At 38.6% G+C, this 25,189-nt stretch carries 29 protein-coding genes and 4 pseudogenes; 20 read left to right on the top strand and 13 right to left on the bottom strand.

Features of this window, described 5'->3' with window-relative positions:
- Positions 1-112: 112 nt before the first annotated feature.
- Positions 113-598 (bottom strand): annotated as a pseudogene (locus LBYS_RS18805) (magnesium chelatase subunit ChlI family protein); the annotation flags it as partial.
- A 107-nt stretch (positions 599-705) separates the two neighbouring features.
- Here LBYS_RS18805 and LBYS_RS19965 point away from each other — a divergent pair.
- Positions 706-1,041, top strand: coding sequence for a helix-turn-helix domain-containing protein (locus tag LBYS_RS19965; protein WP_013408964.1), 336 nt, complete (start codon positions 706-708; stop codon positions 1,039-1,041).
- Positions 1,042-1,111: 70 nt separating this feature from the next.
- Here the strand turns inward: LBYS_RS19965 and LBYS_RS11170 are convergent, their stop codons facing one another.
- The 4 genes from LBYS_RS11170 to LBYS_RS11155 all read right to left on the bottom strand — a co-directional run bounded on the left by LBYS_RS11170 (position 1,112) and on the right by LBYS_RS11155 (position 3,930).
- Entirely contained in the window at positions 1,112-1,528 is a 417-nt protein-coding gene (locus LBYS_RS11170) for a hypothetical protein (protein WP_148225814.1), read from the bottom strand.
- Between the two features lie 290 nt (positions 1,529-1,818).
- Positions 1,819-2,463 carry a porin family protein gene (locus LBYS_RS11165; protein ID WP_013408963.1) on the bottom strand — a complete coding sequence of 215 codons (645 nt, stop codon included), beginning with the start codon at positions 2,461-2,463 and terminating at the stop codon, positions 1,819-1,821.
- Between the two features lie 13 nt (positions 2,464-2,476).
- On the bottom strand, positions 2,477-3,052 hold the full coding sequence (locus LBYS_RS11160; protein ID WP_148225813.1) for a hypothetical protein: 576 nt from the start codon (positions 3,050-3,052) through the stop codon (positions 2,477-2,479).
- 281 nt (positions 3,053-3,333) lie between these two features.
- Positions 3,334-3,930, bottom strand: a complete 597-nt coding sequence (locus LBYS_RS11155; protein WP_041823644.1) for a DUF4852 domain-containing protein — start codon at positions 3,928-3,930, stop codon at positions 3,334-3,336.
- Between the two features lie 197 nt (positions 3,931-4,127).
- Here LBYS_RS11155 and LBYS_RS11150 point away from each other — a divergent pair, with 197 nt between their 5' ends.
- A complete protein-coding gene (locus tag LBYS_RS11150; RefSeq protein WP_013408960.1) occupies positions 4,128-4,490 on the top strand; it encodes a helix-turn-helix domain-containing protein in 363 nt (120 codons plus the stop codon).
- Here LBYS_RS11150 and LBYS_RS11145 read toward each other — a convergent pair.
- Complete coding sequence (locus LBYS_RS11145; RefSeq protein WP_148225812.1) at positions 4,487-4,693, bottom strand: hypothetical protein; 207 nt, start codon at positions 4,691-4,693, stop codon at positions 4,487-4,489. The genes LBYS_RS11150 and LBYS_RS11145 overlap by 4 nt on opposite strands.
- 121 nt (positions 4,694-4,814) lie before the next feature.
- Here LBYS_RS11145 and tnpA (LBYS_RS11140) point away from each other — a divergent pair, with 121 nt between their 5' ends.
- From tnpA (LBYS_RS11140) to tnpC (LBYS_RS11095), 13 genes and pseudogenes are all read left to right on the top strand, one after another.
- Entirely contained in the window at positions 4,815-5,096 is a 282-nt protein-coding gene (tnpA, locus tag LBYS_RS11140; protein WP_013408959.1) for an IS66 family insertion sequence element accessory protein TnpA, read from the top strand.
- Between the two features lies 1 nt (position 5,097).
- The gene (tnpB, locus tag LBYS_RS19960) at positions 5,098-5,436 is read left to right on the top strand and encodes an IS66 family insertion sequence element accessory protein TnpB (RefSeq protein ID WP_013408721.1); all 339 of its coding nucleotides are present in this window, start codon (positions 5,098-5,100) and stop codon (positions 5,434-5,436) included.
- A pseudogene (locus tag LBYS_RS20000) lies at positions 5,358-6,287 on the top strand (transposase); the annotation flags it as partial. The gene tnpB (LBYS_RS19960) and the pseudogene LBYS_RS20000, both read left to right, overlap by 79 nt.
- A gap of 535 nt (positions 6,288-6,822) precedes the next feature.
- Positions 6,823-7,413 (top strand): reverse transcriptase domain-containing protein, encoded by a 591-nt coding sequence (locus LBYS_RS19445; protein WP_222836511.1) that lies wholly within the window; start codon positions 6,823-6,825, stop codon positions 7,411-7,413.
- Complete coding sequence (locus LBYS_RS19760; RefSeq protein ID WP_262494800.1) at positions 7,410-8,054, top strand: reverse transcriptase domain-containing protein; 645 nt, start codon at positions 7,410-7,412, stop codon at positions 8,052-8,054. The genes LBYS_RS19445 and LBYS_RS19760 overlap by 4 nt, the downstream gene beginning before the upstream one ends.
- A 97-nt stretch (positions 8,055-8,151) precedes the next feature.
- A pseudogene (gene tnpC, locus LBYS_RS11125) lies at positions 8,152-8,930 on the top strand (IS66 family transposase); the annotation flags it as partial.
- Positions 8,881-9,090, top strand: a complete 210-nt coding sequence (locus LBYS_RS19945; RefSeq protein ID WP_083794578.1) for an integrase core domain-containing protein — start codon at positions 8,881-8,883, stop codon at positions 9,088-9,090. The pseudogene tnpC (LBYS_RS11125) and the gene LBYS_RS19945, both read left to right, overlap by 50 nt.
- Before the next feature lie 596 nt (positions 9,091-9,686).
- Complete coding sequence (locus LBYS_RS11120; protein ID WP_013408958.1) at positions 9,687-10,136, top strand: hypothetical protein; 450 nt, start codon at positions 9,687-9,689, stop codon at positions 10,134-10,136.
- Positions 10,133-10,648 (top strand): hypothetical protein, encoded by a 516-nt coding sequence (locus LBYS_RS11115; RefSeq protein WP_041823641.1) that lies wholly within the window; start codon positions 10,133-10,135, stop codon positions 10,646-10,648. The genes LBYS_RS11120 and LBYS_RS11115 overlap by 4 nt, the downstream gene beginning before the upstream one ends.
- Positions 10,649-10,723: 75 nt before the next feature.
- On the top strand, positions 10,724-12,544 hold the full coding sequence (locus LBYS_RS11110; RefSeq protein ID WP_041823640.1) for a S8 family serine peptidase: 1,821 nt from the start codon (positions 10,724-10,726) through the stop codon (positions 12,542-12,544).
- A gap of 220 nt (positions 12,545-12,764) precedes the next feature.
- On the top strand, positions 12,765-12,989 hold the full coding sequence (tnpA, locus tag LBYS_RS11105) for an IS66 family insertion sequence element accessory protein TnpA (protein WP_229310412.1): 225 nt from the start codon (positions 12,765-12,767) through the stop codon (positions 12,987-12,989).
- 55 nt (positions 12,990-13,044) lie between these two features.
- Positions 13,045-13,383, top strand: coding sequence for an IS66 family insertion sequence element accessory protein TnpB (tnpB, locus tag LBYS_RS19940; protein ID WP_013408957.1), 339 nt, complete (start codon positions 13,045-13,047; stop codon positions 13,381-13,383).
- Between the two features lie 50 nt (positions 13,384-13,433).
- Positions 13,434-14,938 (top strand): annotated as a pseudogene (gene tnpC / locus LBYS_RS11095) (IS66 family transposase).
- On the opposite strand, the gene LBYS_RS11090 reads toward tnpC (LBYS_RS11095), so the two are convergent.
- The 7 genes from LBYS_RS11090 to LBYS_RS11060 form a co-directional block, all read right to left on the bottom strand.
- On the bottom strand, positions 14,927-15,586 hold the full coding sequence (locus tag LBYS_RS11090; protein ID WP_049781369.1) for a S8 family serine peptidase: 660 nt from the start codon (positions 15,584-15,586) through the stop codon (positions 14,927-14,929). The pseudogene tnpC (LBYS_RS11095) and the gene LBYS_RS11090 sit on opposite strands and share 12 nt — an antisense overlap.
- Before the next feature lie 162 nt (positions 15,587-15,748).
- Entirely contained in the window at positions 15,749-16,561 is an 813-nt protein-coding gene (locus LBYS_RS11085; protein ID WP_013407839.1) for an IS3 family transposase, read from the bottom strand.
- Positions 16,558-16,869, bottom strand: a complete 312-nt coding sequence (locus LBYS_RS11080; protein WP_013407840.1) for a transposase — start codon at positions 16,867-16,869, stop codon at positions 16,558-16,560. The genes LBYS_RS11085 and LBYS_RS11080 overlap by 4 nt, the downstream gene beginning before the upstream one ends.
- Before the next feature lie 66 nt (positions 16,870-16,935).
- Positions 16,936-17,295 carry a hypothetical protein gene (locus LBYS_RS11075; RefSeq protein WP_013408955.1) on the bottom strand — a complete coding sequence of 120 codons (360 nt, stop codon included), beginning with the start codon at positions 17,293-17,295 and terminating at the stop codon, positions 16,936-16,938.
- Between the two features lie 7 nt (positions 17,296-17,302).
- Entirely contained in the window at positions 17,303-17,644 is a 342-nt protein-coding gene (locus LBYS_RS11070) for a hypothetical protein (protein ID WP_013408954.1), read from the bottom strand.
- A gap of 127 nt (positions 17,645-17,771) precedes the next feature.
- On the bottom strand, positions 17,772-18,671 hold the full coding sequence (locus LBYS_RS18340) for a DDE-type integrase/transposase/recombinase (protein WP_049781326.1): 900 nt from the start codon (positions 18,669-18,671) through the stop codon (positions 17,772-17,774).
- A complete protein-coding gene (locus LBYS_RS11060; RefSeq protein ID WP_013407870.1) occupies positions 18,668-18,976 on the bottom strand; it encodes a transposase in 309 nt (102 codons plus the stop codon). Before LBYS_RS11060 ends, LBYS_RS18340 begins: the two co-directional genes overlap by 4 nt.
- Before the next feature lie 528 nt (positions 18,977-19,504).
- Here LBYS_RS11060 and LBYS_RS11055 point away from each other — a divergent pair.
- The 5 genes from LBYS_RS11055 (at position 19,505) to LBYS_RS11035 (ending at position 24,975) form a co-directional block, all read left to right on the top strand.
- Positions 19,505-19,726 (top strand): hypothetical protein, encoded by a 222-nt coding sequence (locus LBYS_RS11055; RefSeq protein ID WP_013408952.1) that lies wholly within the window; start codon positions 19,505-19,507, stop codon positions 19,724-19,726.
- Between the two features lie 222 nt (positions 19,727-19,948).
- Complete coding sequence (locus tag LBYS_RS11050) at positions 19,949-20,965, top strand: TolB-like 6-bladed beta-propeller domain-containing protein (RefSeq protein ID WP_013408951.1); 1,017 nt, start codon at positions 19,949-19,951, stop codon at positions 20,963-20,965.
- A 1-nt stretch (position 20,966) separates the two neighbouring features.
- A complete protein-coding gene (locus tag LBYS_RS11045; RefSeq protein WP_041823633.1) occupies positions 20,967-21,458 on the top strand; it encodes a hypothetical protein in 492 nt (163 codons plus the stop codon).
- Positions 21,459-21,473: 15 nt separating this feature from the next.
- Positions 21,474-22,313 carry a GLPGLI family protein gene (locus tag LBYS_RS18335; RefSeq protein ID WP_013408949.1) on the top strand — a complete coding sequence of 280 codons (840 nt, stop codon included), beginning with the start codon at positions 21,474-21,476 and terminating at the stop codon, positions 22,311-22,313.
- Complete coding sequence (locus LBYS_RS11035; protein WP_013408948.1) at positions 22,300-24,975, top strand: TonB-dependent receptor plug; 2,676 nt, start codon at positions 22,300-22,302, stop codon at positions 24,973-24,975. The genes LBYS_RS18335 and LBYS_RS11035 overlap by 14 nt, the downstream gene beginning before the upstream one ends.
- Positions 24,976-25,189 lie beyond the last annotated feature (214 nt).

Raw genomic sequence — 25,189 nt, 5'->3', positions numbered from 1 at the left:
TATTACATAGGGTGAAGCAGGCTTCTTTTTCCTAAGGAAAAGTATGGTGACTTCAAAAATAAGGAAACAATACCTAATAGATATGGGTTGAAGTTCTCTCAGTTGCCCTCATTCAACCCGCCCAATTCTCTCTATCCAAACTCCGGTACTGTATGGCTTCTGCCAAATGCTCAATTCGGATCTCTTCAGATTCTGCCAGGTCGGCAATGGTGCGGGATACTTTCAGGATGCGGTCATAGGCACGAGCGGAAAGACCTATTTTTTCCATGGCTCTTTTTAATAGCAATTTTCCCGGTTCGCCAATTTGACAAATTTCCTTCACCATCTCTGGTGGCATAAGGGCATTACAATGTATCCCCGGATGATCTTGAAATCTTATTTCCTGGATCTTTCGAGCTTTAACCACTCTTTCTCGTATTTCTTCAGAAGTTTCTCTCTTGCGGGAACTGGAGATCTGGTCAAAGCTCACCGGTGTAACTTCTACATGTAAGTCAATCCTATCCAGCAAGGGTCCTGAAACCTTGTTCAGGTATTTCTGAACGGTGCCGGATACGCAACTGCATTCTTTGTCGGGATGGTTATAATACCCGCATGGACATTGTTGCGTTGCCTTTTTTGCGATACGAGAAAACAGTGCGGAAACCGTATGTATACTGGTATCCAGAGGAACCCAAGACCATAGGCTAACATATTCGTCAAAAGAGGATGGACTTGCGTTTATTTCAAGCTGATGTCGCTCGGTTATTTAATACGAGTGAAGACACTATCACCGGGTGGGAAAACGGCAGAAGCAAGCCGCAGGTTCATTTTTATCCGCACATAATAGATTTCCTTGGATATGTTCCTTTTGAAGTGTCAGAGGAGATATTAGGGGGTAGGATAAAAGCATTTCGGCTAACACGCGGATTAAGTCAGAAGAAAATGGGGAAACTGCTGTCAGTTGATGGATCTACCATTTGTTCATGGGAGACTGGACAGACAATTCCGTATAAAAGAATGATAGAAAAAATAGTGAAAATTTTAGACAATGAGGCTACCTGAAAAGGAGTCTCATTTTTCAATACTGAAACATTTCAGCTTCTCAGAACATTTATTATTAAGTCTTTGGTAATTAAAATCTAGCGCGAAGTGTCAGGGTTGGAGCATGTAATAGTGGGTCATAGCTTGGCTGTATTCTTAAAGAAAAAGCCCTCGGGTCAATTTTACGTCTTAACAATTCCTGTTCAATGTATTTTGCGTGAGAACTGTGTTTCCCTTTATTTATCCAGATTAAAGATGCAAATGTACCAAAGATAGCACCTGACACTAACCCCCTTTTCAAGCCATCAATACTGTTTGGATTCTGCCCTTCTGAACTTGCTCCTAAAATAAAACATCCAGCTGCTAATCCGGTAAACACAATTCCGGTAATAGTTCCATTTTTTGCATAGTTCTTTTTTCGCTGAAACATCTGCAAAAGATACTCATCACTTTCATTTAATATCCTTGTCTCAAAATCATTTCTTGGTTTTGGTTGTAGATTCGGCACAGCATGTATATCCTCAAAATCTTCTACCTCTCCATTGGCATACAGAACTGAGACTACCTCTGTTTTTTCAATAGTAAAGAGCGGCCCCTTTTGGTTTGAAAAACGCCTGTACTTAATAGTGGTGTTATTTATTTCCTGAATAATAGCCTCAATTTTTGTGTTATCTCATGTAATAATCACATCAGCCTTTAGAGATTGTGCTACTACGGTAATGGACAGGAACAGACAGCATAGGAAGAATAGTGATTTTTTCATAAAGACAGGTTTTTCTATACGTGAACACGTTTGTATTAAAATTCAAATAGTTTGTACCCCAGCGAAAGAGAAAAAACTCTATTGGCTAATTTGGTTCCTGTGACGTTGCCATAGGTCAAAATATTTGCCACTCCAACATTATAGCTAATCCCCAATAGAAAAGAGTTAAATGAAACCCCACCTCCAAGTATGATACCGGCATCCGTTGTTTTTAAATTGATATCAGCACCATTGTAGCTTCCCCAAGGTATCGGACGTTTGTATGAGTTTACACCACTATAGGTGTCAATTCTTTGGGTCGTACCCCCGACACCAAAACCGAAGTAGGTGCCAATGGAGCCATATATGGAAAGAGAGTTATCTAACTGATGTGTGTATTTTCCAACAATGGGAATATCTAAGTAAAGTGGTCTATGACTGTATTCTTCCTCAGAATACTTTTCCTTTACCCCTTTCTGAGATATAAGTAAACCACCTTCAATTGAAATCTTTTCATACACAGGAATATCTATTACTCCCCCGATATGGAATCCTAAAAGGTTGTCCGTTGGTTCCTTGCCATATGAAGAACGGAGATACATAGTGTTAGCATTTAGTCCTGCTTTGGCAGTGATGGTTTGAGCATTGACACCAAAGGTGAAAGAGAATAGGGATACCGAAAGAAGTATTTTCTTTTTCATGATAATTGCTTGATTATTGGTGGGTCAATAGGGTGTCTAAAAAGCATCCTGCCTCTTTTTGTACTTTGCTTGCAACATTGGTTTTAATCTCCTTTTCAAAAGTCGGGTCTAACTTGTTAGCAGCAAATACTGCACGGCATTTCACAATCTTTTTTGAGGCAAACATATCAAGCTGGTCTTTAGTTAAGATGAATAGGGAGGAGTAGTTTCGTTCCCATCTGTCAACTAGAAACTTTCCTGCTTTTTCTCCCTTATCAATAGGGTCACTAAGTCGAAGAACTGAACCGTCATAAAACTTTACATCAAGACCTGTAACTAACGATAGCTGAATGTCATCATTTGTTTCGTGTCTCACACGTAAGAAAATATCACTTTCCTTCTCGAATGATATTCTCAAATACCACGAAAGTACCTTACTGCTGAGTACCATATTACGGCGTACGATTACTTCTACTCCTTGGGAATATAGTTTGGTTTCTCCAGTGAAGTCATCAACTTCTACTTTGGTCTTACAAGGTGCATTTTGGGCATATGAAGTATTGCTACATACAAGAGCAATAGAAATAAGGGGAAGTATAAAGAATTTCATAAAAAAGTGGTAAATGGTTTGGGAAAGCAAATATCTGAGGACGAAAGAGAAAGTAGTATTGATAGAATTCATACTTTATGAGCCATGTTAATATGCTAAAAAATAAGTGAGCGTTGGTGAGAGTAGGGCAATAAAAAAGCCCAAAACCGTGGTGGCTTTGGGCGTGTATTCTATGGCGTAACCATGAATACATTCTACTAATCCGTATCGTAACTATTTGAAGTTTTCGTATTCATAATACAATGATAACTAACTTATTGTAGATAAACAAGTTTTTTCTGTTAGTCTTGGTTTGCTGGCTCAAAGGAGGCAATTAGATTCCTCCTACTTTTATCAGAAAAGACAAGAACACTATTAAGGGTGACATATACAGTTTTATTTCTCACATTCTCATTTGTCCAAGTGCCTGTTTGTTGTTTTTCATCAAGAAATGAATAGGTTTGTAGTAAGTAAACTGTTCGATTTGGGTGTTTTGTTAAATATTCCCGTGCTTTTTCAGGGGTCATTCTTAAGACGAAATTGAATTTATTCTCATTCACGGTATTTAACCTAATCCTTACGCCACCATCTGAGGCATAAAAGAAATACTTAAAATACGGTAGGGCAGAACCTGGGAAACTAAATAATTGAGCCCCAAAATTATATTCACTGAGTCTAGCTTCTCTGAGGTAATAAAATTGTTCTCTATTTATTACTGCTCTTATACCATCTCTCATCCTTTCCTGCATTTTGGCACGGAATTCTTGCCTATCAAATTCATTCATAGACTTATTGAACTCCTTGGTATGAAAGATTTCACAATATTGTTTGTAATAGGAATCATTAAACTGGCTATAAGATTGTGCTTTATCGCCCAAAAAATCTTTGAGGTAATACATAAAGACCATTTCCTCAGCATCGAATCTTATTTGACTATAGCTCGTTAATGGGGGGTAATAAAAATAAAAAGAAAATGATAATGGGTTTCATAGTGTTATTGATTTTCCTGACAAAGTTTTAAAGACTTAGAAAAAAACCTTATTAACCATTCTAATAAAATATTATTGATATAATTTTTCTTTATACCTTTGATACCATGTACGGAGCAAAGATTAGAATGATACGTGAAATGAGGGGGCTTTCTCAGGAGAATGTCGCAGATGAACTCGATATTTCTCAAAGTACATATTCACTATATGAGAGTGATAAGATAAAGATTACGGGAGAAATGATTGAAAAAATTGCTAGTGTACTTAATGTTAGCCCTCTTGATATCATGAGTCATCAACCAGTAATTATAAACTTTCAATCTAATAAAGGAACACAGCAAGCCATCGGTAATATTGAAACCTATACCTCTACTCCCAAAGAGTTGTATGACGAGATGTTAGCTGCTAAGAATGCTGAGATTGAACGCCTCCAAAAGATTATAGAAAAACTCATAGAGGGGAATCATTAAGGTTTTGTATTCCTAGCGATACTTTCAATAATTGCCCGTTTAATACTGGCTTCCTCAGGGGTTATAGCTTTGTGCTGCACCGTTATTCTGTAACCTTTTTTACGTTCTTCTGTCGGTCTCTCAGGTGATTTTTGCAGTAAACTAATAAGCTCCTGTTCAGAACCAATTGATACCATTTCAGGGAACGGTTCAAGTTCACGCACTAATTGCCGTAACCTTTGCCTCGTTCCAGTATCCTCAACACATGCATAGATTTTAGAATAGTTGTATCCGCCCGACCAAGTACATATTTTATGAGCGGTTTATTAAGCAGACCTTTGCTTTATGAGCAAAGAAGAAAAGAAATTACAGATGTCTGCGATGCTAGCAGACTGGCATCAGAGCGGTAAGAGCAAGAAGCGTTACTGCGAGGAAAATGGAATCAGTACTGCTACATTTTATTACTGGTTTTCGCGCAGTAAAGTCCATGCCCCTGGCACAAGAAGCTTTTTATCGATCGATAAGATGTGCAAGAAAGGGGAAGTTGAGGTTATCTATCCTAACGGTGTGCGCATCAAGGTAGATGCAGATCTCGGTTTACTTTCCCAGTTGATCCATTTGTACTGATATGTTTTCTTTGGGATCATCCCACCGGTTCTATCTCTACGATGGGCATTGCGATATGAGAAAATCATTTGACGGTCTCTGCGGCCTGGTAATTTCCGGCATGAGGCGTCAGCCCACCAGCGGGGAAGTGTTTGTGTTCCTGAACCGTAGCCGTACCCACATTAAGCTTTTGCACTGGGAACGTGGCGGTTTTGTACTGTATTACAAGCGGCTCGAACAAGGCACTTTTGGCAGGTCTACACTGAAAAAGGGAGAGCTGTCATGGAGCGATTTGGTGCTGATGATCGAAGGGATTCAGGTAGTGAGCAGCATACAAAAAAAACGTTATTCACTGCCATAATTGTCCGTGTTTTTATAGGTAGAACGGCGAAAAATCTGTATCTTTATGGTATGGAAACAGCACTGGAAAACCTCTCGAAAGAAGACCTACTAAAGGTCATTTCCAGCCGTGATGAAAAGATAAAATCACTTTCCAAAGACTCTTCTTCTAAAGACAAAAAAATCAATTTGCTTACCAGCGAACGCGACATACTTTCGCAAGAACGGGAAGCTCTCGCTCAGGAACGTGATTATTTAAAAGCCCAGGTTGAGATGCTTCGTCGCATGCAGTTCGGTCAGAAGCGCGAGCGCTTCGAAGGTGACCCCAACCAGACTTCCCTGCCTTTTGAAGCCGCACCAGCAGAGGTAGTAGAGCAGCAAGAGGAAATCAAGCAAAAGATCGAATACACCCGCAGTCGCCCCAATCATAAAGGCCGTGCGAAATTACCCTAGCACCTTCCTGTAGTAGAGATTGAGATCCATCCCGAAGGTGATCTGTCGGAGATGGTGTGCATCGGCAAAGAGATTACCGAAGAACTGGAATGTGAGCCTGCCAAGTTCTATATCAACCGTTACATCCGCTATAAATATGCAGCTAAAAACGGGGAGGGTATCAAGATAGCAGAACTTCCGGAGCGGGGGATCGACAAAGGAATTCCGGGAGCAGGCCTGCTGGCGATGATCTTGACCGGCAAGTATATGGATCACCTGCCGCTGTACCGCCAGAAGCAGATCTTCGCCAGGGAAAACATCAACATAGCTTCATCGACCATCGAGGGCTGGACAAAAGAAGCGCTGATCAAACTCGAACCACTTTATCAGCAGCTGGTTTTCGACACGAAGGCAAAAGGTTACCTACAGGTGGATGAGACTGTGTGCCTTGAAACAGCCTAAGGCTAGGCTGCATGCTGTACGATTGATGGCAGTTTGGCCTGCCGTTGGGGATGACAGACATACCCAACAAACTACTCCGTGGTGCTGCCTTTCCGAAAGGGGGTGGTATTGAGCGACGAGAGAAAAGGTAGTAATGTAACTATCAAGTGTGATCCAAGGAGCTGAACGAAAGTGAACGGCTGTATTAAAGTATCGTTATCGACTGATACCCTGCCAAAATCGGACAAAAAGTTTCGTGGCCGAGATCAGAGTCCAGCAGCAGTAAACTGGTGTCGGCTGGATGGCAGGCGGTGCAGAGGTCGCAGGAACTTGGATCAGGCGATCGTATGGAACAAGGGAACTTATGGGAGGATGCCAAGGCAAGGACACAAGTGCAACACATGTACAAGGTCAAAATTGCCAAAGCCTTCCATAGGGACGGATCACTCCGTAGTACCGATGAAATTTCTGTAATGGAAATGGAGGAAAGGGAGTGACCGGATCAGTTTCATAATAAACAACAACAGTAAAACGGATGATTGATTACTATGAAACAAAGCAACATCCAATCACCAAGAAAATGGTGTTGGATGCTTACCGAAAAGTACGGGCAAATAAGGGGAGTGCCGGGATTGATACGCAGAGTCTGGAACAGTTTGAGGAACGGTTAGCGGATAATCTATATAAGATCTGGAACCGTATGACCTCGGGCAGTTACCATCCCAAAGCAGTAAGGGAGGTGCAAATTCCCAAGAAAAGTGGAGGTTATCGAGGACTCGGAATACCTACGGTGTCAGACCGGGTAGCCCAACAGGTTGTCAAAAGCTATCTTGAACCCAAGGTGGAGCCGAGCTTCCATCAGGACAGCTACGGTTATCGTCCGAACAAGAGTGCGCATGATGCGCTGGCCAAAACGGTGCGGAACTGTGGGTACTACAGCTGGGTTGTGGACCTGGACATCCGTGGCTTCTTCGATAACATCGATCACGAACTACTCATGAAAGCCGTGTGTGTATATACCGATGAGAAATGGATAATCATGTACATCGAACGCTGGCTTGAAGTGGGCGTAGTGCGTGAGGGTAAAGTGCACAAACGAGAAAAAGGACACCTCAGGGTGGAGTGATAAGTCCCCTGCTGGCCAACATCTTTCTGCACTTCGTTTTCGACAAATGGATGGAAAAGCATCACGGCAATATGCCTTTTGAAAGGTATTGCGATGACGCCATCATCCACTGTACCACTTGGAATCAGGCTGTATTTATCAAGAATGCGGTAACCAAGCGTATGAAGGAGTGCAAACTTGAACTCAACAGCGAGAAAACAAAAATCGTATACTGCAAAAACTCGATCCACAGAGAGTCAAATCCAGTACCGGTTTCGTTCACCTTCCTTGGTCATACATTTCGACCCTTGGGCAGGCCAACCAAAAACGGCTGGAAACTTACGTATTTTCCATGTATGAGTCAGGATGCGAAGAAATCCGTTCGAGAGAAAGTGAAGAGTGTAGTGAACAGGCGTTTCATGGGAAAGCTGCAAGACATCTCCCAACGCCTGAACGCAATGGCCAGAGGTTGGATTAATTACTACTGTGTGTATTCAAGATGGACGGTGTACGGACTTTGGTATTGGATTAACCTCAAGTTGGTACGATGGGTTATGAGACGTAAAAAGATGGGAAGAAGGAGAGCACATCAGTGGTTGAGGAAAATCTATAACCAGAACCCAAAACTATTCATCCACTGGACGCTTGCCAGACCGTACTAAATAAAGTAAAGGCTGATCTGGAAGCGCCGTGTGACGGGAGACTGTCACGCACGGTGCTGTGAGAGGTTCGGGGTGAAATTCCCCTTACCTACTCGACCCGATCAAGGTGTTGGACAGCGACAAGAAAGGCGCTGCCCATCAGGGCTACTATTGGGTCTATCGCTGCCCATTGGACAAACCGTACTGTTTGACTATAATCCTTCACGTGGTGGTCACGTGCCTAAATCCATGCTGGATAACTTTAGGGGTTATCTGCAGACGGATGGATATGCGGCATATGATAAATATGGCAAGAAGAAAGATATCACCCACCTGGCCTGCTGGGCACATACCAGAAGAGAGTTTGAGAAAGCACTGCAGAACGACCGTCCCAGAGCCGAAAAAGCTCTGCTGATGATACAGGGGCTTTATAAGATCGAGCGTAAGGCAAAAGAAGAAAGACTATCACCTGAACAGATCAAGGAACTCCGGCTCGAAGAATCACTGCCGGTCATCAACGAAATGGGCAAATGGATCTTTGAAAGAACACTCCCCAAAAGTCAGATCGGTAAGGCTATGGGATATGCTTACGCTAGGTGGGATGCGCTATCAGCTTATCTATACGATGGAAATCTACAGATCGATAATAACCTTGTCGAGAATGCCATCCGTCCCATTGCGCTGGGACGAAAAAACTATCTCTTCGCGGGAAGTCATGAGGCAGCACAAAGATCGGCAATGATCTATTCATTATTTGCCATTTGCAAAAAGATTGAGGTGAACCCGTACCAATGGCTGAAATACACCTTGGAGAATATCATGTCAATCAACCACAAAAACTTAAAAGATCTCTACCCGCAGAACTTTAAGAATAATCTTCAGGAATCAAACATGTAGTTCGTCGGGCGGATACTTTGAAAGTATAGATGAAGTGCGTGAAATTAGCCAAAAATGGGTTCAGGATTATAATCATTATAGGCCACATGATAGCCTAGGAGGTATAAGTCCTGTGGCATTTAAAAACAAAAAGTCTGTTGTTGGGCGAAGTGGAGCGTAGCGGAACGCAGCCCAACAACAGACTGAAACATAATGTATTTTGTCTCCTTTTAGACGGTACTAAGATGGGGGAGCTTAAAACTGCATCTTAATAGTAGTTTAAAAATTTCCGCACAGCATTGATTTTTGCTTTTACCCCTATCCAGCCAGTTGGCTATCATCAACAGCATCCGGACTCGCTTGTATTGTGTACATATGATGCAAAGCTAGACAGCGTTAGGATGTCAGAAAACATGTGCTTGGATTGATTTAACAGAATAAAGGAATCCAACAGCAAAATGGAAATATTCAAAAGTTGCTAAATAATTAGAGTAAAAGCAAAAAACATAAAAGATTGATTGCAATGGAAAAATTTATTACCGTACAATAAGTTTTCTATTGGATTTTTTTTTTATTTAATTGTAATATTATTACATTTGATAACAAACAACTTAATCTACTTATAGAATTAAGTATTGCCATAAACTTGTCTTCGATTGGTGGAAATAGTATTATTAATCTTTGGTAGGTTAGTGTTATTTTCTTAGTTGCTTGTTATTAAATTCATTGCACTTTTATACTATTTTGAATTTCAATAATTATCTAAATCAAATCAGGATGGAAAAGTTTAAAAGATCTTATTTCGGCTTCAAAAGTCTAATTATTATATCAATTGCGGCATTTTTTATTAAATGCGATTCTGCTGAATTAATGGAGCCAATTAGTGCTGACAAATGCTATGAAGGAGAGGTTATCCGCGGTTTTTGCCCAAGCTATTTAGTAGTAAATGTTACAAATGGTCAGATAGGTCAAAAATGGACATTTAATGGAAAAAAATATAACAATGCTATATTAATTAAAAATGCTTCAATATCTGATGAAGAATTGAATACTTTTCATGAAACCCGAAATGGGAAAATATATTTCATAGTAGATATAGAGGCAACAACCAAAAATGAGAATTGTCAACTTGAAAAAACATGCCTCCAATGGGCTGAAGATACATCAGCTCCGGGAAAAAGTGTATGCATAAAATTTATGTCCAACCAAAAATGTAATAATCTATGAAAATTGTAACTGTACTTTGTACAGGTCTTCTTTGTATGTTATTTGGTTTCCAGTCGTTTTCACAAACACCATATGTATCAATAAGGAATATCAAAACTGAACTGCGGATTGATTCGTCCAGCGTATTGCTTAAAGTGAAGGATAAAAGCAATTTAACAGAAATTATTAATGCTTTAAATAGGGAAAATATCAACAACAAAGTACTTCCTATTGGATCGGATCAGTTTATTCTCATAGAAGATAAGAAGTTAAATGCTGATAATATTGATCTTTCAAATATAGTTTTCAAACAATGGGTATATTATGTAGGTCAAGCTCCATATTATTTTAATGGCGACATTCTTTTACGGCCAAACAAAGGAGTTGAAATTGAGCGTATACTTCAACTAGTAGACCACAATTTAGAGCTAAAAGAAAGATTATCCAGTGGTACATATATTTTTAAAGTTTTAGATGGTTCGAAAGTATTAGAAATTTCAAATAAAATTGACGAAAGTGGATTAGTAAAATGATCTCAACCTGATTTTTTAGCACAAATTGAAAAGAGCATAACCCCAAACGATCCAAAGTACACTGAGCAGTATTATTTGAATAATACGGGACAATATGGTGGTACTTCTGGGATAGATATAAATGCACCCGAGGCATGGGATATTACCACCGGTTGTAATAATATTCGGATAGCAGTGCTTGACGATGGTGTAGAAGACCATGATGATCTTGATGGCAGGGTTCTTAATGGATACACTCATTTAGATTCTCTGGGCTTAGGAAGACCGGCCAGTGTATGTATGGAGGTTCTCCCTTCTGTTTATCAAAGGGTAGGGCATGGAATGGCATGTACAGGAATAATGGCGGCGTCACACAACAATATAGGAATAGCTGGTATAGCTCCAAATTCTTTGATTTATCCAATTAATATATTTCATGGAGGGGAAACAATAGGCAACATTGTTACATCAATGAACAGGGCATGGGATCCTTCGCACGGAAACGCAGATATTATTAGTAATTCGTGGGGTTTCACTACAACTTCTACACCAACGGGAGGAGATGCTCTGATTGATGAAATAACAGATGCTCGTACTTTAGGGCGTGTCAGAGGGGGTATTAGCTATGGGTGTGTGGTCGTTTTTGCTTCAGGAAATTACAATCCTTATTCGGGATGTTCTGGTTGTTTCAATGGCGTTGCATTTCCTGCAAATGTCACAGGAGTCGTTACGGTAGGAGCTATTGATAATACTGGAGCCATCCATGATTATAGTAGTAGAGGAGCAGAAATGGATTTAGTAGCTCCCTCTGGAGGTAGAAGTTCCTCGAATTTAAGTGGTTGCATTATCCCAGATGGAAACGTGAGAACAATTGACAGACCTGGCAATAACGGTTACAGTACAGGGGATTATTTTGATGGATTTAACGGAACTTCAGCCGCGGCACCGCAGGTATCTGGGGTTGCATCATTAATACTAGCTGTTAATCCTAATCTGACAGAAAGTCAAGTGAGAACAATTCTTCAGCAAACAGCAACAGATATGGGTACTTCGGGTTTCGATAATACCTATGGATATGGAAGATTAAATGCCCAAGCTGCCCTCATAGCAGCCATTGGTGGTCCTATTTCCGGACCAACCATCATTTGTTCAACCGGGAATTTTACACTTTCGGGAACACCCGCTGGTTCTGTTTCCTGGTCTTCAAGCAATAGCTCTATACTAACAATTAATTCTTCTACAGGAGCTGCATCCAGAGTAGGGTCAGCACAAGGACAGGTAACTATTACGGTAACAATAAATGCAGGATGCGGTAATGTTCAACTTACCCAAATTGTATGGGTAGGCAACCCAAATCTTACAAAAAAAATAGATGGAGTTCCGGCGGGTACTACTCCTGTATTCCCTGGAAACCTGTATAACCTTACAGCAGAGACACAAAGCCCTTCTACTTCATTCAATTATAATGATTATACTGGATCAGGGGATATGGTCATTGATATTTATTCTCCTAACTCAGCAAATACACAAATGTATGTTCACAGCACTTCTACCTATGGTTCGAGGCACGTTCGAGTTACAGCCACCAACACATGTGGAAGCTATTACGAGGACTTTGTGTTTTATATTCCTGCTTTCTTTAAGGCAGTATACCCAAATCCTGCCAAAGAATACCTTGTATTAGAGTTTTACGACCTTTCCAATGGTGTCGGGCTACCTGATGCTATAGAACTTATTAACGAAAAAAGTATTAAAAAAGAGTTAGTACTTTCAGCAGAAGACTTATTGAAAGATTCTAAAAACTTAAATGGTAATAAATATCGCCTTGACATTACTAAGTTTGAACGAGGGATATGGTACCTTCAGGCTACAAAGAAAGGTCATGAAACTGAAGTGATTAGACTACTGTTTGAATAATAACATAGATATTATCAATACAATAATCTATTAATTACTACTTTAAAAAATCAAGAAATACCTAAAATAGTGCAGATTTAAATAGGGGAATTCATAACGAATTTTCCGTTTCTTATAACCTAACTCTCCTTCTTTTATTCCAAGAGTGTTATACGATAACACGTATCCGTCCGACCAAGTGCATATTTCATGAGCGTTGTATAATGCGGAACTTTGCAGGATGAGCAAAGAAGAAATCAGAGTCCAGATGCTGTCTATGCTAGCAGGCTGGCAACAGAGCGGCCTGAGCAAGAAACGTTACTGCGAGAAAAATGGGATCAGCACTGCTACATTTTATTACTGGTTTTCGCGCAGTAAAGAGAAAGATGCGGGCGGCAGACGTTTTATAAGGATTTATAAGCCAGACAAAAAAGTGAAGCTGAAGTTATCTATTCCGATGGTGTAAGGATCAATGTAGATACTGATTTTGGTCTACTTTCCCAGTTTATCCATCTTTACTGATGTTCTCGCTAGGTTCCTCGCACCGTTTTTATTTGTACGATGCTCACTGCGACATGCGAAAATCTTTCGATGGTCTTTGCGGGCTGGTCATATCGGTGATGCAGCGACAGCCCACCAGCGGAGAGGTGTTTGTGTTCTTGAACCGGAGCCGTACCCACATTAAGCTTTTGCACTGGGAACGTGGCAGTTTTGTACTGTATTACAAGCGTCTCGAACAAGGTACTTTTGGCAGGTCTACACTGAAAAAGGGAGAGCTATCATGGAGTGATTTGGTGCTGATGATCGAAGGAATTCAGATAGTGAGCAGCATACAAAAAAAACGTTATTCACTGCCATAATTGTGCGTGTTTTTATAGGTAGAACGGCGAAAAATCCGTATCTTTATGGTATGGAAACGGCATTGGAAAACCTCTCAAAAGAAGACCTTATCAAGGTTATTTCCAGTCGTGATGAAGCCTTGGCAGAACGTGATAAAAAATAACCTATCTGGAATCCCAGCTTGCTATGTACAAGCGTATGCAGTTTGGACAGAAACGCGAGCGCTTCGAAGGCGACCCCAACCAGACTTCTTTGCCTTTTGAAGCCGCACCAGCAGAGGTAGTAGAGCAGCAAGAGGAAATCAAGCAAAAGATCGAATACACCCGCAGTCGCCCCAATCATAAAGGCCGTGCGAAATTACCCCAGCACCTTCCTGTAGTGGAGATTGAGATTCATCCCGAAGGCGACCTTTCAGAAATGGTATGCATTGGCAAAGAAATTACCGAGGAACTGGAGTGCGAACCCGCAAGGTTCTATATCAACCGCTACATCCGGTATAAATATGCTTCCAAAAAGCAGGATGAAATAAAAATTGGCGAACTTCCCGAACGGGTGATCGAAAAAGGCATCCCCGGAGCAGGCCTGTTAGCGATGATCTTAACAAATAAATATGTCGATCATCTCCCGCTATACCGCCAGAAGCAGATCTTCGCAAGGGAAAACATACAGATCGCTTCTTCAACGATCGAAGGATGGACCAAGGAGGCCCTGATCAAACTCCAGCCGCTCTATGAACAATTGGTCTTCGACACAAAAACAAAAGGATATTTACAGGCTGACGAGACACCGATAAAAGTATTGGACAGCGATAAGAAAGGCGCTGCCCATCAAGGTTATTATTGGGTGTACCACGCTCCATTGGATGGGACTGTGCTTTTTGATTATAGCCCTACCCGGGGCAGCAGTGCACCCATGTCCATACTGGGCACTTTCAAAGGTTATCTTCAGACGGACGGATATGCCGTATATGAAAAGTATGGCAAGAAAAAAGAGATCACCCACCTGGCCTGTTGGGCACACGCACGCCGTGAGTTTGAAAAGGCATTGGACAATGATCGCCCGAGAGCTGAAAGGGCACTTCTGATGATACAGGAACTCTATAAAGTAGAGCGCAGGGTAAAAGAAGAACAACTGTCCGCAGATCGGATAAAGGAACTGCGATTGGAAGGATCACTGCCGGTCATCAACGAAATGGGCAAATGGATCTTTGAAGAGATCAAAAACACCTTGCCCAAAAGCCAGATCGGAAAAGCCATGGCTTATGCCTACGCACGTTGGGATGCGCTATCAGCGTATCTATACGATGGAAACCTACAGATCGACAATAACCTTGTCGAGAATGCCATCCGTCCAGTTGCGCTGGGGCGTAAGAACTACCTGTTCGCCGGAAGCCACGATGCGGCACAGCGGGCAGCAATGATCTATTCGTTCTTTGCCAACTGCAAAAAGCATGAGGTGAACCCGTTTCAGTGGCTGAAATATGCCTTGGAAAATATCATGTCAATCAACCACAAAAACTTAAAAGATCTCTACCCGCAGACCTTTAAGAATAATATTCAGAAATCAAACATGTAGTTCGTCGGGCGGATACCCACGTCCAGAGGTTGTAGCATTGTTAATCGCATTTGTTATATCTGAAGATGGTGGACCATTTCCCCATGAATTGCTTAAAACCTCCGCATTGCCATCATCCCAAGCCCAATTAATCGCGTCACCAATATCAGAATCAGTGTAAGCTGTACCATTTGCAAATATTTTAACAGGTACTATAATTGCATTCTCTGCAATACCCCTTATTCCAATGGTATTATTTGAGGCAGCTATTATTCCAGCACATGCAACTCCATGATTATCCGCGGCAACCAAGGGACGACCCGGGTTAGTTAAGTTTACAGGATCAAAACCCGTTGTTACCCTCCCATTCATATCATTATGGTTATCTACCCCCTCATCTACTACTGCAACTCTAATTCCACACCCGGTAGTAAGGGCCCATGCTTCGGGAGCATTAATATCTATTCCAGCTACGCCTCCAAATTGTCCAGTGTTATTTAAATAATATTGATCAGGATATAAAGGGTTGCCAACTTTTCTATCCGCAATAAAATTTGGTTGACACCATTCCACTAAGCCACTTTCCTTTATTTCATTGGCAACCTTTAATACATCGTTACCTGGTATAACCTCAAACAAAGCTGTTTTGTGCTTCTTCGATTTTTTCAAACGAATTTTATCTTTAAAAGAGGCCTCTATATCAGCTAAAGATGTTTTTGGTTTGAGAGATATTAAGTGGACCCCACATTTAGGACAATTATTACTATTGTTAACATAGGGGGGTGCAGGGGGGAGTTGATAACTTATCCTGCTTGTGGATAACCCGATTTTCTATGCTACTAAGTTAAATCTTTCTGCTGGAATTTCCATGTCAATACCCTGATGGTTTCGCTCATGGTTGTAAAATTTAAACCACTGGGTTAATCCTTTGAACAACGCCACTCCATCGATTTCAGGATTAAGATAAACATATTCCCATTTAACACTTCGCCAAAGCCTCTCTATAAAGATATTGTCTACGGCTCTACCTTTTCCATCCATAGAAATGGCTACCCCTTTTTCCTTCAGTAAGTCCAGGTAAACTTCTGAGGTAAACTGACTTCCCTGATCACTATTTATTATCTGTGGCACTCCATGTTTGTCAAATGCCTCTGACAAACAATTGCCTACCCATTGTGCATCCATAGTGTTGCCGATTGACCAATTGACCACATATCTGCTATATAAGTCTATTATTGCCACCAGATACATAAATCCGGTTTTCATGGGGACAGAGGTGATATCCACAGCCCACGCCTGATTAATCTTTTCTATTTTTAAATTCTTTAGCAAGTAGGGATACTTATATTTCGCTGGGTCTGCTTTACTGGTATTGGGTTTAGGATAAAAGGTTTCCAATCTCATAAGTCTTCTTAATCTCTGCACCCGTTTACGGTTCACCTGAAAGCCCAACTTTGTTAGTTGATCTACCACCCTCCGACTACCCATAAAAGGGTATTTGAGGTAAATCTTATCAATTTCAAGCATAAGCTGTAAATCTTCTTCACGCTCTGCTACGGGCCGGTAATATAGACCACTGCGATGAATCCCCAATAGACTGCATTGCTTAGAAATACCCAGCAGTTTATTCGTCCCTTCGATCATTTCACGCCTTTGTTTGAGGCCTGTATTTGATGCCACTTTTTTTTAAGAAATTCAATTTCTACTTTTTGCTGGCCGATTTGAGCATAAAGAAATTCCTTCTCCTGTTCTTCAACACTTGATTTTCCAACAGACTTCAACTCGAAAATTTGAGCACTTTTCTCCATGAATTCCTTCTTCCAATTAGTGATCTGCTGAGGATGAACCTCAAATAATGACGCAAGCTCCGACAAAGTTTGTCGCTCCTTTAAGGCTTCCAAGACCACCTTGCTCTTGAATTCCGAACTGAATTTTCTACGTGTATTTCCCATAATATGACAAGTTATTAAAATTGATCTTTCAAACTTAATTCCTTGTCCTAATTCTGGGGTCCATTATCATACCTCATTTAATACTAACACATAAGCATTCTGATACTTGTAGGAAAAACTAAAAAATACATCAGGGAATTCTTCTTTAAGTTGTCTTTCAAAATTCTTATTGTTGTTAGAAGAACCAAATGTAATGTTAAGTATATTCTGGTAAGGGTTTTGAGGCTTGTGTAAAGCCCCATATTTTTGTACCAACCGGAGTAAGTCCTCTTTACTTTTAAGATCTCCAATTACTAAAATAGCATTGGAAGAGTCAATGTCAATCAGTACCTTCTCATCAAAGTAATAATAAAAAGGTCTGTTATCTATCTGAGCTTGACAAACTGAGATAAAAGTTAGGAAAATAAGTACATTAAAATATTTCATAATCGATTTATTTTGGTTGCTTTATAAAAATACTACCAACGGATATAGTCAGGTGAGGTGAATAGGTATTTCCTAAACAGATGGGCGGATCTACTTTCTCAAATTTTTCAAAATAGAATTCAGCTCCTATAAAACTCAATTCTTCAGGAATGTTTACAATATATATATACTCATATTTATCCAATTCTGAAGTTGTTTCACCTCCCTTTACTTGAGCTGCAAGAGTACAAAATCTGCCTGTAATTTTAGCTTTGTAATAGCCTGCAGGCGTAATAACTTCATTATTACAAGACTGGATCAATAGAATAATTGAAAGCAGAAGAATGAAAAAAGTCGAATGCGTTTTCATGATTTCGTATGGTTAAATACTCTAACTAGATTTATAAATTCTACAATTAAGCACAAACAACAATTAAATAAGAAAACAAAATATTTTGTCTTAAACGCAAATACTTGGACAGTTTATTTACTTTATTTTACCACGTAGGGTCTATTTCTACTTGTATTGATTCGAGGAATTTTCGAGGAGACATATATTGTAAACCTCCATGTATTCTTTCGAAGTTATAAAATTTTTTCCATCTATGCATCACTTGTTTGAAATCTTGCAAATCTTCAAACTCAAATCTCTGACAAACAGCACTCTCTAAGATTGAATGATAGGACTCAATATGTGCATTCTGTTGCGGAGTAGCAGGCTTCGTAAATTCCTGATTAACTCCTTTTTGTCTTAAATATTCCTGAACTATTGTTGCTTCAAATTGAGAACCATTATCATTTCTTACGATAAATTGCTTAGGCATAGGATAAGTTTCAAAAATTTGCTCAAAAAGTCTAATTACATCTTCTGATTTAATAGAATTTGCGATGTATTGTCCAAGTTGCCATCTTGAAAAAACATCTAAAACGGTCAGGACTTGTGCATTTGAGCGTGTTCCTTGGATATAAACATACTTAATGTCAAATTCAAGGAAACTAAATTCGTTTTGTACATTAGGGACGAGGTCTTTTACCCAATTTCGGCTAGTTCTTTTGGTATTATTGCGTTGAAATTTCAGTAAATTATGCTCTTTCATGAGTTTGTAGGTTCTATAAGCACCTATCTTTAACCCCTTTTCTTGGTTTAAATAGCGATAGGTTTTATAATAACCGTAATCCACAAATTCTCCCTCCAAAAGTTTCTTGGTTTCTTGCAAAACATACTCCAAATCATGCCTGTTGTTTTCTAAATCATAGACAAACTGAGAGATCTTTTTACCGGGTTTTGTGCCAGTAGATGTATAATAATAGCTACTTCTAGCTAACCCTACATGCTTCAACACTATTGATTTTGGCTTCCCTTGCTCTAAAAACTCGTCAACAACCATGATTTTCATTTCTTTAGGGATTGACTTTTTTTTAAAAGGGAATCTTTAATCTGAATAGCTAACTCTTTTTCGGCCACGATCCGTTTAAGAGCTTCGTTTTCTCGACGCAATTGTTTTAACTCACGCTCAGAATCTGACATCGACCCTGGAGGTAAACCTGTCTTACCCAGTTGGTCAAACTTCTCTTTCCAACTATAAATACTTACAGACGACACCCCAAATTCCCTTGAAGCAACACTAACCCCATGCTCAATTGAGTAAAGTACTATCTTCTCCTTTTCTTCTGAAGACCACGTTTTCCTATGCTTTGACATACACAAATCTAATTAATTATTAACTTAGTTTTGTGTCCAAGTTTTTATCGAGCTATTGGGATCTACCACACCGTACCTGTTTGTAGGGTTTAAATAACCCCCACCAATATTCAAAGCATTATTTAATAATTCGTCAATATGCATTCACCTAATTTTGTAGATAAAGATAATTAGATGACAAACAAATAACACTGCATCTCTCAAAAAAAATTCTAATTAGGACTGAAGAGCGAAAGCACTCTTCCTTCAAGTTTCAGTTTCCTGCTCAATTCTACAAATCTAAATCAAAAAGAAGTACTCCCGATTTTCATATAAACCTCTAAGTAATTACTTATCAGGTTGTCCATAAAATAGAGAGTATTACAATTAAAAGATTTAACAAATTACCACTTAATAAATTTTTACCATATTTATATCATATATTAACCTTGCCGCGTAACTTTATCAAAGACTTAAATCGGCAGATTTGCCGCTGATGTTATTTCTAAAAATAAATTTTAACAATTATTCACCTTAAATTACTAAACAATGAAAAAAATCATCGTACCATTTTTGGTTCTGACTATCGGTATTTCTTTCCAAGTTAGTTCTCAAAGTAATCAAGATCAAGATCCAGATCAACCTGATGTTATTGCAGTTGGATGTAAATTTACTGGGAAAGCTGATGATCGTTGCAGCCATGGAGGTTATAATGTGACTAAATGCGTTCCGGAAGAGGGCGCTAAGACTTGTGGGTATAATCTTCCTTAAGAGAACAACTGCAACTTAGTGATGCCGTAATTTTTTATTACGGCATCACAATTAAAATTAGCGTTCAAACAAACTCGAAATATTAGACACATAAGTCGCAGCCAAATATTAAAGTTACTAGATATGCTATTTTTTTTCCATTACCTAGTTCTAAGCAAAAATATTTTGAAAGTACATTTTGAGCTTGTAAACTATATTTAAACTTGTAAACTATAATTTAGAATGAATAAGATATACCTATTGCTTTTTGTACTTTTTTTAAACAGTTGCGATGCACAAGATAAGAAAGATATTACTTTTAAAAAATTTCCGGTTGAACAAGCACTAGTAACAAAAAAGCTTTTTACAGCTGATGTAACGTCGCCATATCATATGATGCTTTTCAACGATTCTTTGCTCTTAATTAGACACGATGAAAGTACCACTCGTCATCATTTTTCAAGTTATAGTCTACATAGTAAACAAAAAGTAAGAGACTTACTGCCTGCAGGTAGAAAGGCAGGTGAGAGTTTATCCTTTTTATCTTTTGGTATATTAGGAGATCAACTATGGGTTTTAGATTTATTGAAAGCTGCAATAATTTTTGTTTCAATTAAAGATTTAGACTCAGTTACAGAGGAATTGCCTTTTCAAAACACAAATTACTACCGAATTCAACCACTTACAAAACATACATTTATTTGTAGCGGAGACCATGACTCAAATTATCTCTTGGAAAAAGTAGATCTTAATAAGGGCAAAATTGAAGAAACGTACTTCCCTTACCCAGAAAATTTTCCCCGTACACAAAAGGAAGCATTTGAAAGTTTTTTGTACAAGCATCCCACTCAAAATAAGTATTTTCTTGCTGCTAGGTATGCTGATTATCTACAATACATAGATTTAGATGCTGGAACCAAAAAGCAAATATTCGGACCAGAAGGATTTGGGCCAAACTTGAAATTAGCAAAAACGGCAGAAGGGAAGGAATTTATGAGCATTAATAAAGAAACTCGTTTTGGATATGTACGAGGCCAAACAACAGAGAAATACATTTATCTGCTTATTTCAGGAAATTTTAGAGAAAAGGAAGACTCAGAACTAGGGAAATCAATTTTTGTTTTTGACTGGGACGGGAATGAAAAAAAACGTATAAACCTCGAAAATGGCATCGTCGATTTTGTGGTGAGCTCCAATGATTCAACTATATATGTCTTCAATCCCGAAACGAGAAGTATTGAAAGTGGAAACCTCTATTAAAATGAAATCTCTCCCTATTATTTTTTTATTTTTGATTGCTTGTCAAGCTAAGACTGAAAAGCATAAAGTTTTGAAAATCCCTGTCCAGATTGAAAAATATAGATCAGAATATTCTAATGCAAGCGATGATGAGCGGACGTTTAGACTTTATATTCCTATTGATGTATCTTGTGCAACATGTTTAAGCAGGTTTTCACAAATTAACATGTTGTCTGACAAACTTGCTGAGCGTGCCAGTCAAGTACAGATAATACCATTTTGTTATTCCAAAAATAAGGATTTTGAATCAATAAAATATTTAGTAGAATCAGGCAAAGTGAAAGTTGGAAATCTAACCCTCTATTTAGACACTGAAAGCAAATTTTATACGTTGAATACCGGTATTTTACCAGATCAATGTATTGTTACTAATTTAAATGATGAAATTTTGTTAATTGGAGATTTCCTCAATAACAGAGACGATTTTGAGGCGGCAAAATTAATAATAAATTGATATAAATCTAATCCAATGTTCCAGTTATCAACCTACACACTCTGGGTATTCTTATGGTTTATACAAGAACCGGTTGTTTACCACGTTGTTTATGATTCTACACTAATATTAGACCTTCATGCCCCAAATAGTCCGTATAAACAAGAAATGATATTATCGATAGGCAAAAATTCTAGTAGATATTGTGAAATGGAAATTTTTAAAATTCATAATAACAAAAATCAGAAAAATGAGCCACAACCTGTAATAAATACAACGTCTGCAAGAACGGTGGTCGGTAGACCCGTCTTGCCAGTCTCTAATAAAGGCATTGTATTTCGAGAACAATTAGTCGTAGATGTAAAAAATCAACTAGTGCACAAAATAGGGCAAATTGGAATAAAAACATATTATGTAAAGAAGAAATTGCCATCGATAAAATGGGAGATCACTAGCCAACAAAAAACCGTATTAGGGTACACTTGCCAAATGGCTCGAGGACAATATTCTGGTAGAAATTATTCAGTCTGGTTTACCACAGACCTACCTTTTACTCAGGGTCCTTGGATTCTTCATGGTCTTCCAGGTTTAATTCTGGAGGTTGAAGATAGTACAGGTGAAGTTCAATTTAAAGCAAAATCTATAACCCGAAGCGCTAGTACTTTGGAAAATACTGACTCCTTTTATGAATACGAAAAAGCAATTGCCTTAAAAGAAAAAGAATATACTAAAGCCTTAACGATGTTCCTTGAAGATCCCGAAGCTTACACCCAAGCCCAAGTAAATGGAGCGAAGGTCACGACTGTAAATGAAGATACTGGACAGAAAACGAAAATAGTTGGTTTGAAAAAATACAATCCCATTGAGCGCCTTTAATTTACATTCCACTAGAATTAGATATTTCATCCTTATCTTTCTCTGCTCCCACATTTATAGTGGTTACTCTCAAACTATCCACTTACGAGGCACTATCAAATCTGACCGAAGTTTAGAGCCTCTTGAAGCTATCATTACCTTAGGGGACAGCACGGGAAAAGTAATTTCCTATACCCAATCAGACCAAAATGGCTCATATAGAATCGATAATATTTACTTTAAACCAGGGCTATGGTTAGAGGTGAATGTTTACGGATTCCATAAGGCTCGTCAAGCCGTACTGCTGAACCAAATGGAATATATTTTTATATTAAAACCAAATCCGCTAGAATTACAGGAAGTAAGGGTAGAAGCTCCGGCAGTAAGACAGACGGGAGACACGACACGATTTAATGTTCAAAGATTTGCTCGAGAGCAAGATAGAAGTATTTCTGATGTCCTAAAAAGATTACCAGGAATAGGAGTCGGTGACGATGGCAGCATTACTTACAACGGCAAAAAGATAGACAATTTATATATTCACGGAGATGACCTTATGGGAGGGCGCTACGGGATGGCAACAAAAACCATAAAAAAGGAAATGATCTCCAGTGTTCATATCATCCAAAATCATCAACCAGTCAAAGCACTCCAAAACAAAGTACATTCCGATAAAATTTCTGTAGATCTAATATTACAAGATGACAGTAGCCTGAAATCTTCCGGAAATTTACGGGTTGGCGCTGGCATTCCCAATCTTTATGAACTTGATTTAGCACAAGTAGCACTAAATAAGAAATTTAAAATGTTAAATGCTGCAGGCGGCAATACTCTTGGCATAAACTACGAAGATCAGCTAAAAAACCTTGGATCAAATTCCATGATGGGGAGTCTAACCAATAAATTACCTGAAATCTACATCAATCTCGGCGCTACATCTAAGCCTAGTGTACCACCTATCTATTATTTAAATAATCGTTCCCTATTTGCATCTATAAATAACCTGTACAAATTCAAAAACGAGGTACAATTAAGAATTAATACAACAAGTCAGTACGATAAGACACACTATGAGTCGTCCAGCGCGATAGCAAATTTTGTTTTACAAGATACTATTCGTTTTACAGAAAACCACCAATTAACTAATAAACCTTGGGGCCATGATCTCCTCATTAATTTAATGGCAAATAAAAAATTGTATTTTCTTAACAATTCTTTCAAAGTAATCAGGACCTCGAACCTTAGCACAGGAGAAATGCATTTTAATGACCAAAAATTTTCTCAAGCACTGACTACCTATGATAAAAATTACACCAACGAATTTACATTCATTCCTACCTATAGAAAAAATAGTTTAGTAGAATTACGTTGGTTACTTGAACAAAATAGAAATGGGAAAAATTTACACCTTGGTTCTGGATATCGTCCAAATTTTGCCTCAGTAGATTCGGCATCTATCATACAAAATCTACTGGTACCTACATTCATTTCCAATTCTTATCTAGCCTACACTTACGCGAAAATAGGCGTTACGCAACAATACAAAGCGGGATATATGTATGAGGAACAAAAATTACACTCCCGCTTATATTCAAATACCGGTTTAAGGGAAATAACGGATTCACAAAACGGTTTAGATTGGCAAAGATCCTACCCTTATTTCTCCGCAATGTACCAAGTAAGAAGAAAAAAAATGAATGCAGAAATTTTATTGCCTCTGGAATACTACAGAATAACTTTCCAAGACCTACAGCTGTCCATGAGTAATAAAAGGAACTTTTTTCTATTCCGACCAAAATTATATTTACAATATAATTTTAGCACTGAAAAAAACCTACGATTTGATTACAATTTCCAGAAAAGTATCGGGGATTTTACTCAAATATATACCCAACCTATCCTATTGGATTTTAAGACATTAATGGTTAATGACCCACATCTTCAAATTTTGCATAATACGTTCACATCTTTGCAATACAAAGAGGAACAATCTCTATCCATGCTGACATTTTATGGTAAAACCATATACACAATTCAGCGTTCCAACACCATAAAATCAATGGAGATTGAAGAAAATATCATTCGATCGAAAACAATAAAATTAGTGAACCGCCAAAAAATTTTAGACGTGAATGGCGGAATTAGCAAATTTTTCTGGAAACCAAAATTCAGAATGACTATAGATGCTTCAGGAACATTTACCAAAGGTGAACATTATCTCAATGGAAATATAGTGCCACTGTCTTCGTTCCAGTGCCAAATGAAAGGTCAACTTGAAAAAAATATATTAAAAAGACTATCCGCAGAATATTCTTACTTTGGAAGTTGGTTCTCCAGTAGGGCAATAACCGAAACTGGAACAACACAATTTAAAAATCAGTATACAAGTTTTCAGCACAACTTTTCTTTAAGCTATTTAGTAGGCACCCAATGGCAAGCTAAGCTTTCTGGAATACAAAGCCGCACTTTAGTATACGGTGGTTCTCCAATAAAATATCTATTTATGAACTTAAATGGAGGATATCGAACTAAAAACAAACGGGTAGAATGGCTACTCGAAATTAGCAATATAATGGGTGAAAAGCAATATGAAATTTTTACTTTGATGAATAATACAGCAATAAATCGATCTTATCCCTTAAAGGGTCGAACTACAGTAATTAAGGTAATTTATAATATATAGAGGCACTTTTTGCACAGAATGCGCTTCAATTATACTTTTTTGATGGAAAAAAATAGTGGTAATGTAAACATAAAAATTGAAGCTCTACCGTCCTTGTGTTGTTGGACTAAACAAATAATAATTTTGTACCGCATTTTATTATTATTTTTATACGATTAAAAACCATTATAAGAAAATCTGCATTTGTAATTACCTCTGGTAGTGGTTTTAATCT

It is taken from the genome of Leadbetterella byssophila DSM 17132, from assembly GCF_000166395.1.
GTDB classification, from domain to species: Bacteria; Bacteroidota; Bacteroidia; order Cytophagales; family Spirosomataceae; genus Leadbetterella; species Leadbetterella byssophila.
The sequence above is the reverse complement of the archived record's forward strand: the minus strand, read 5'-3'. Positions and strand labels throughout refer to the sequence as shown.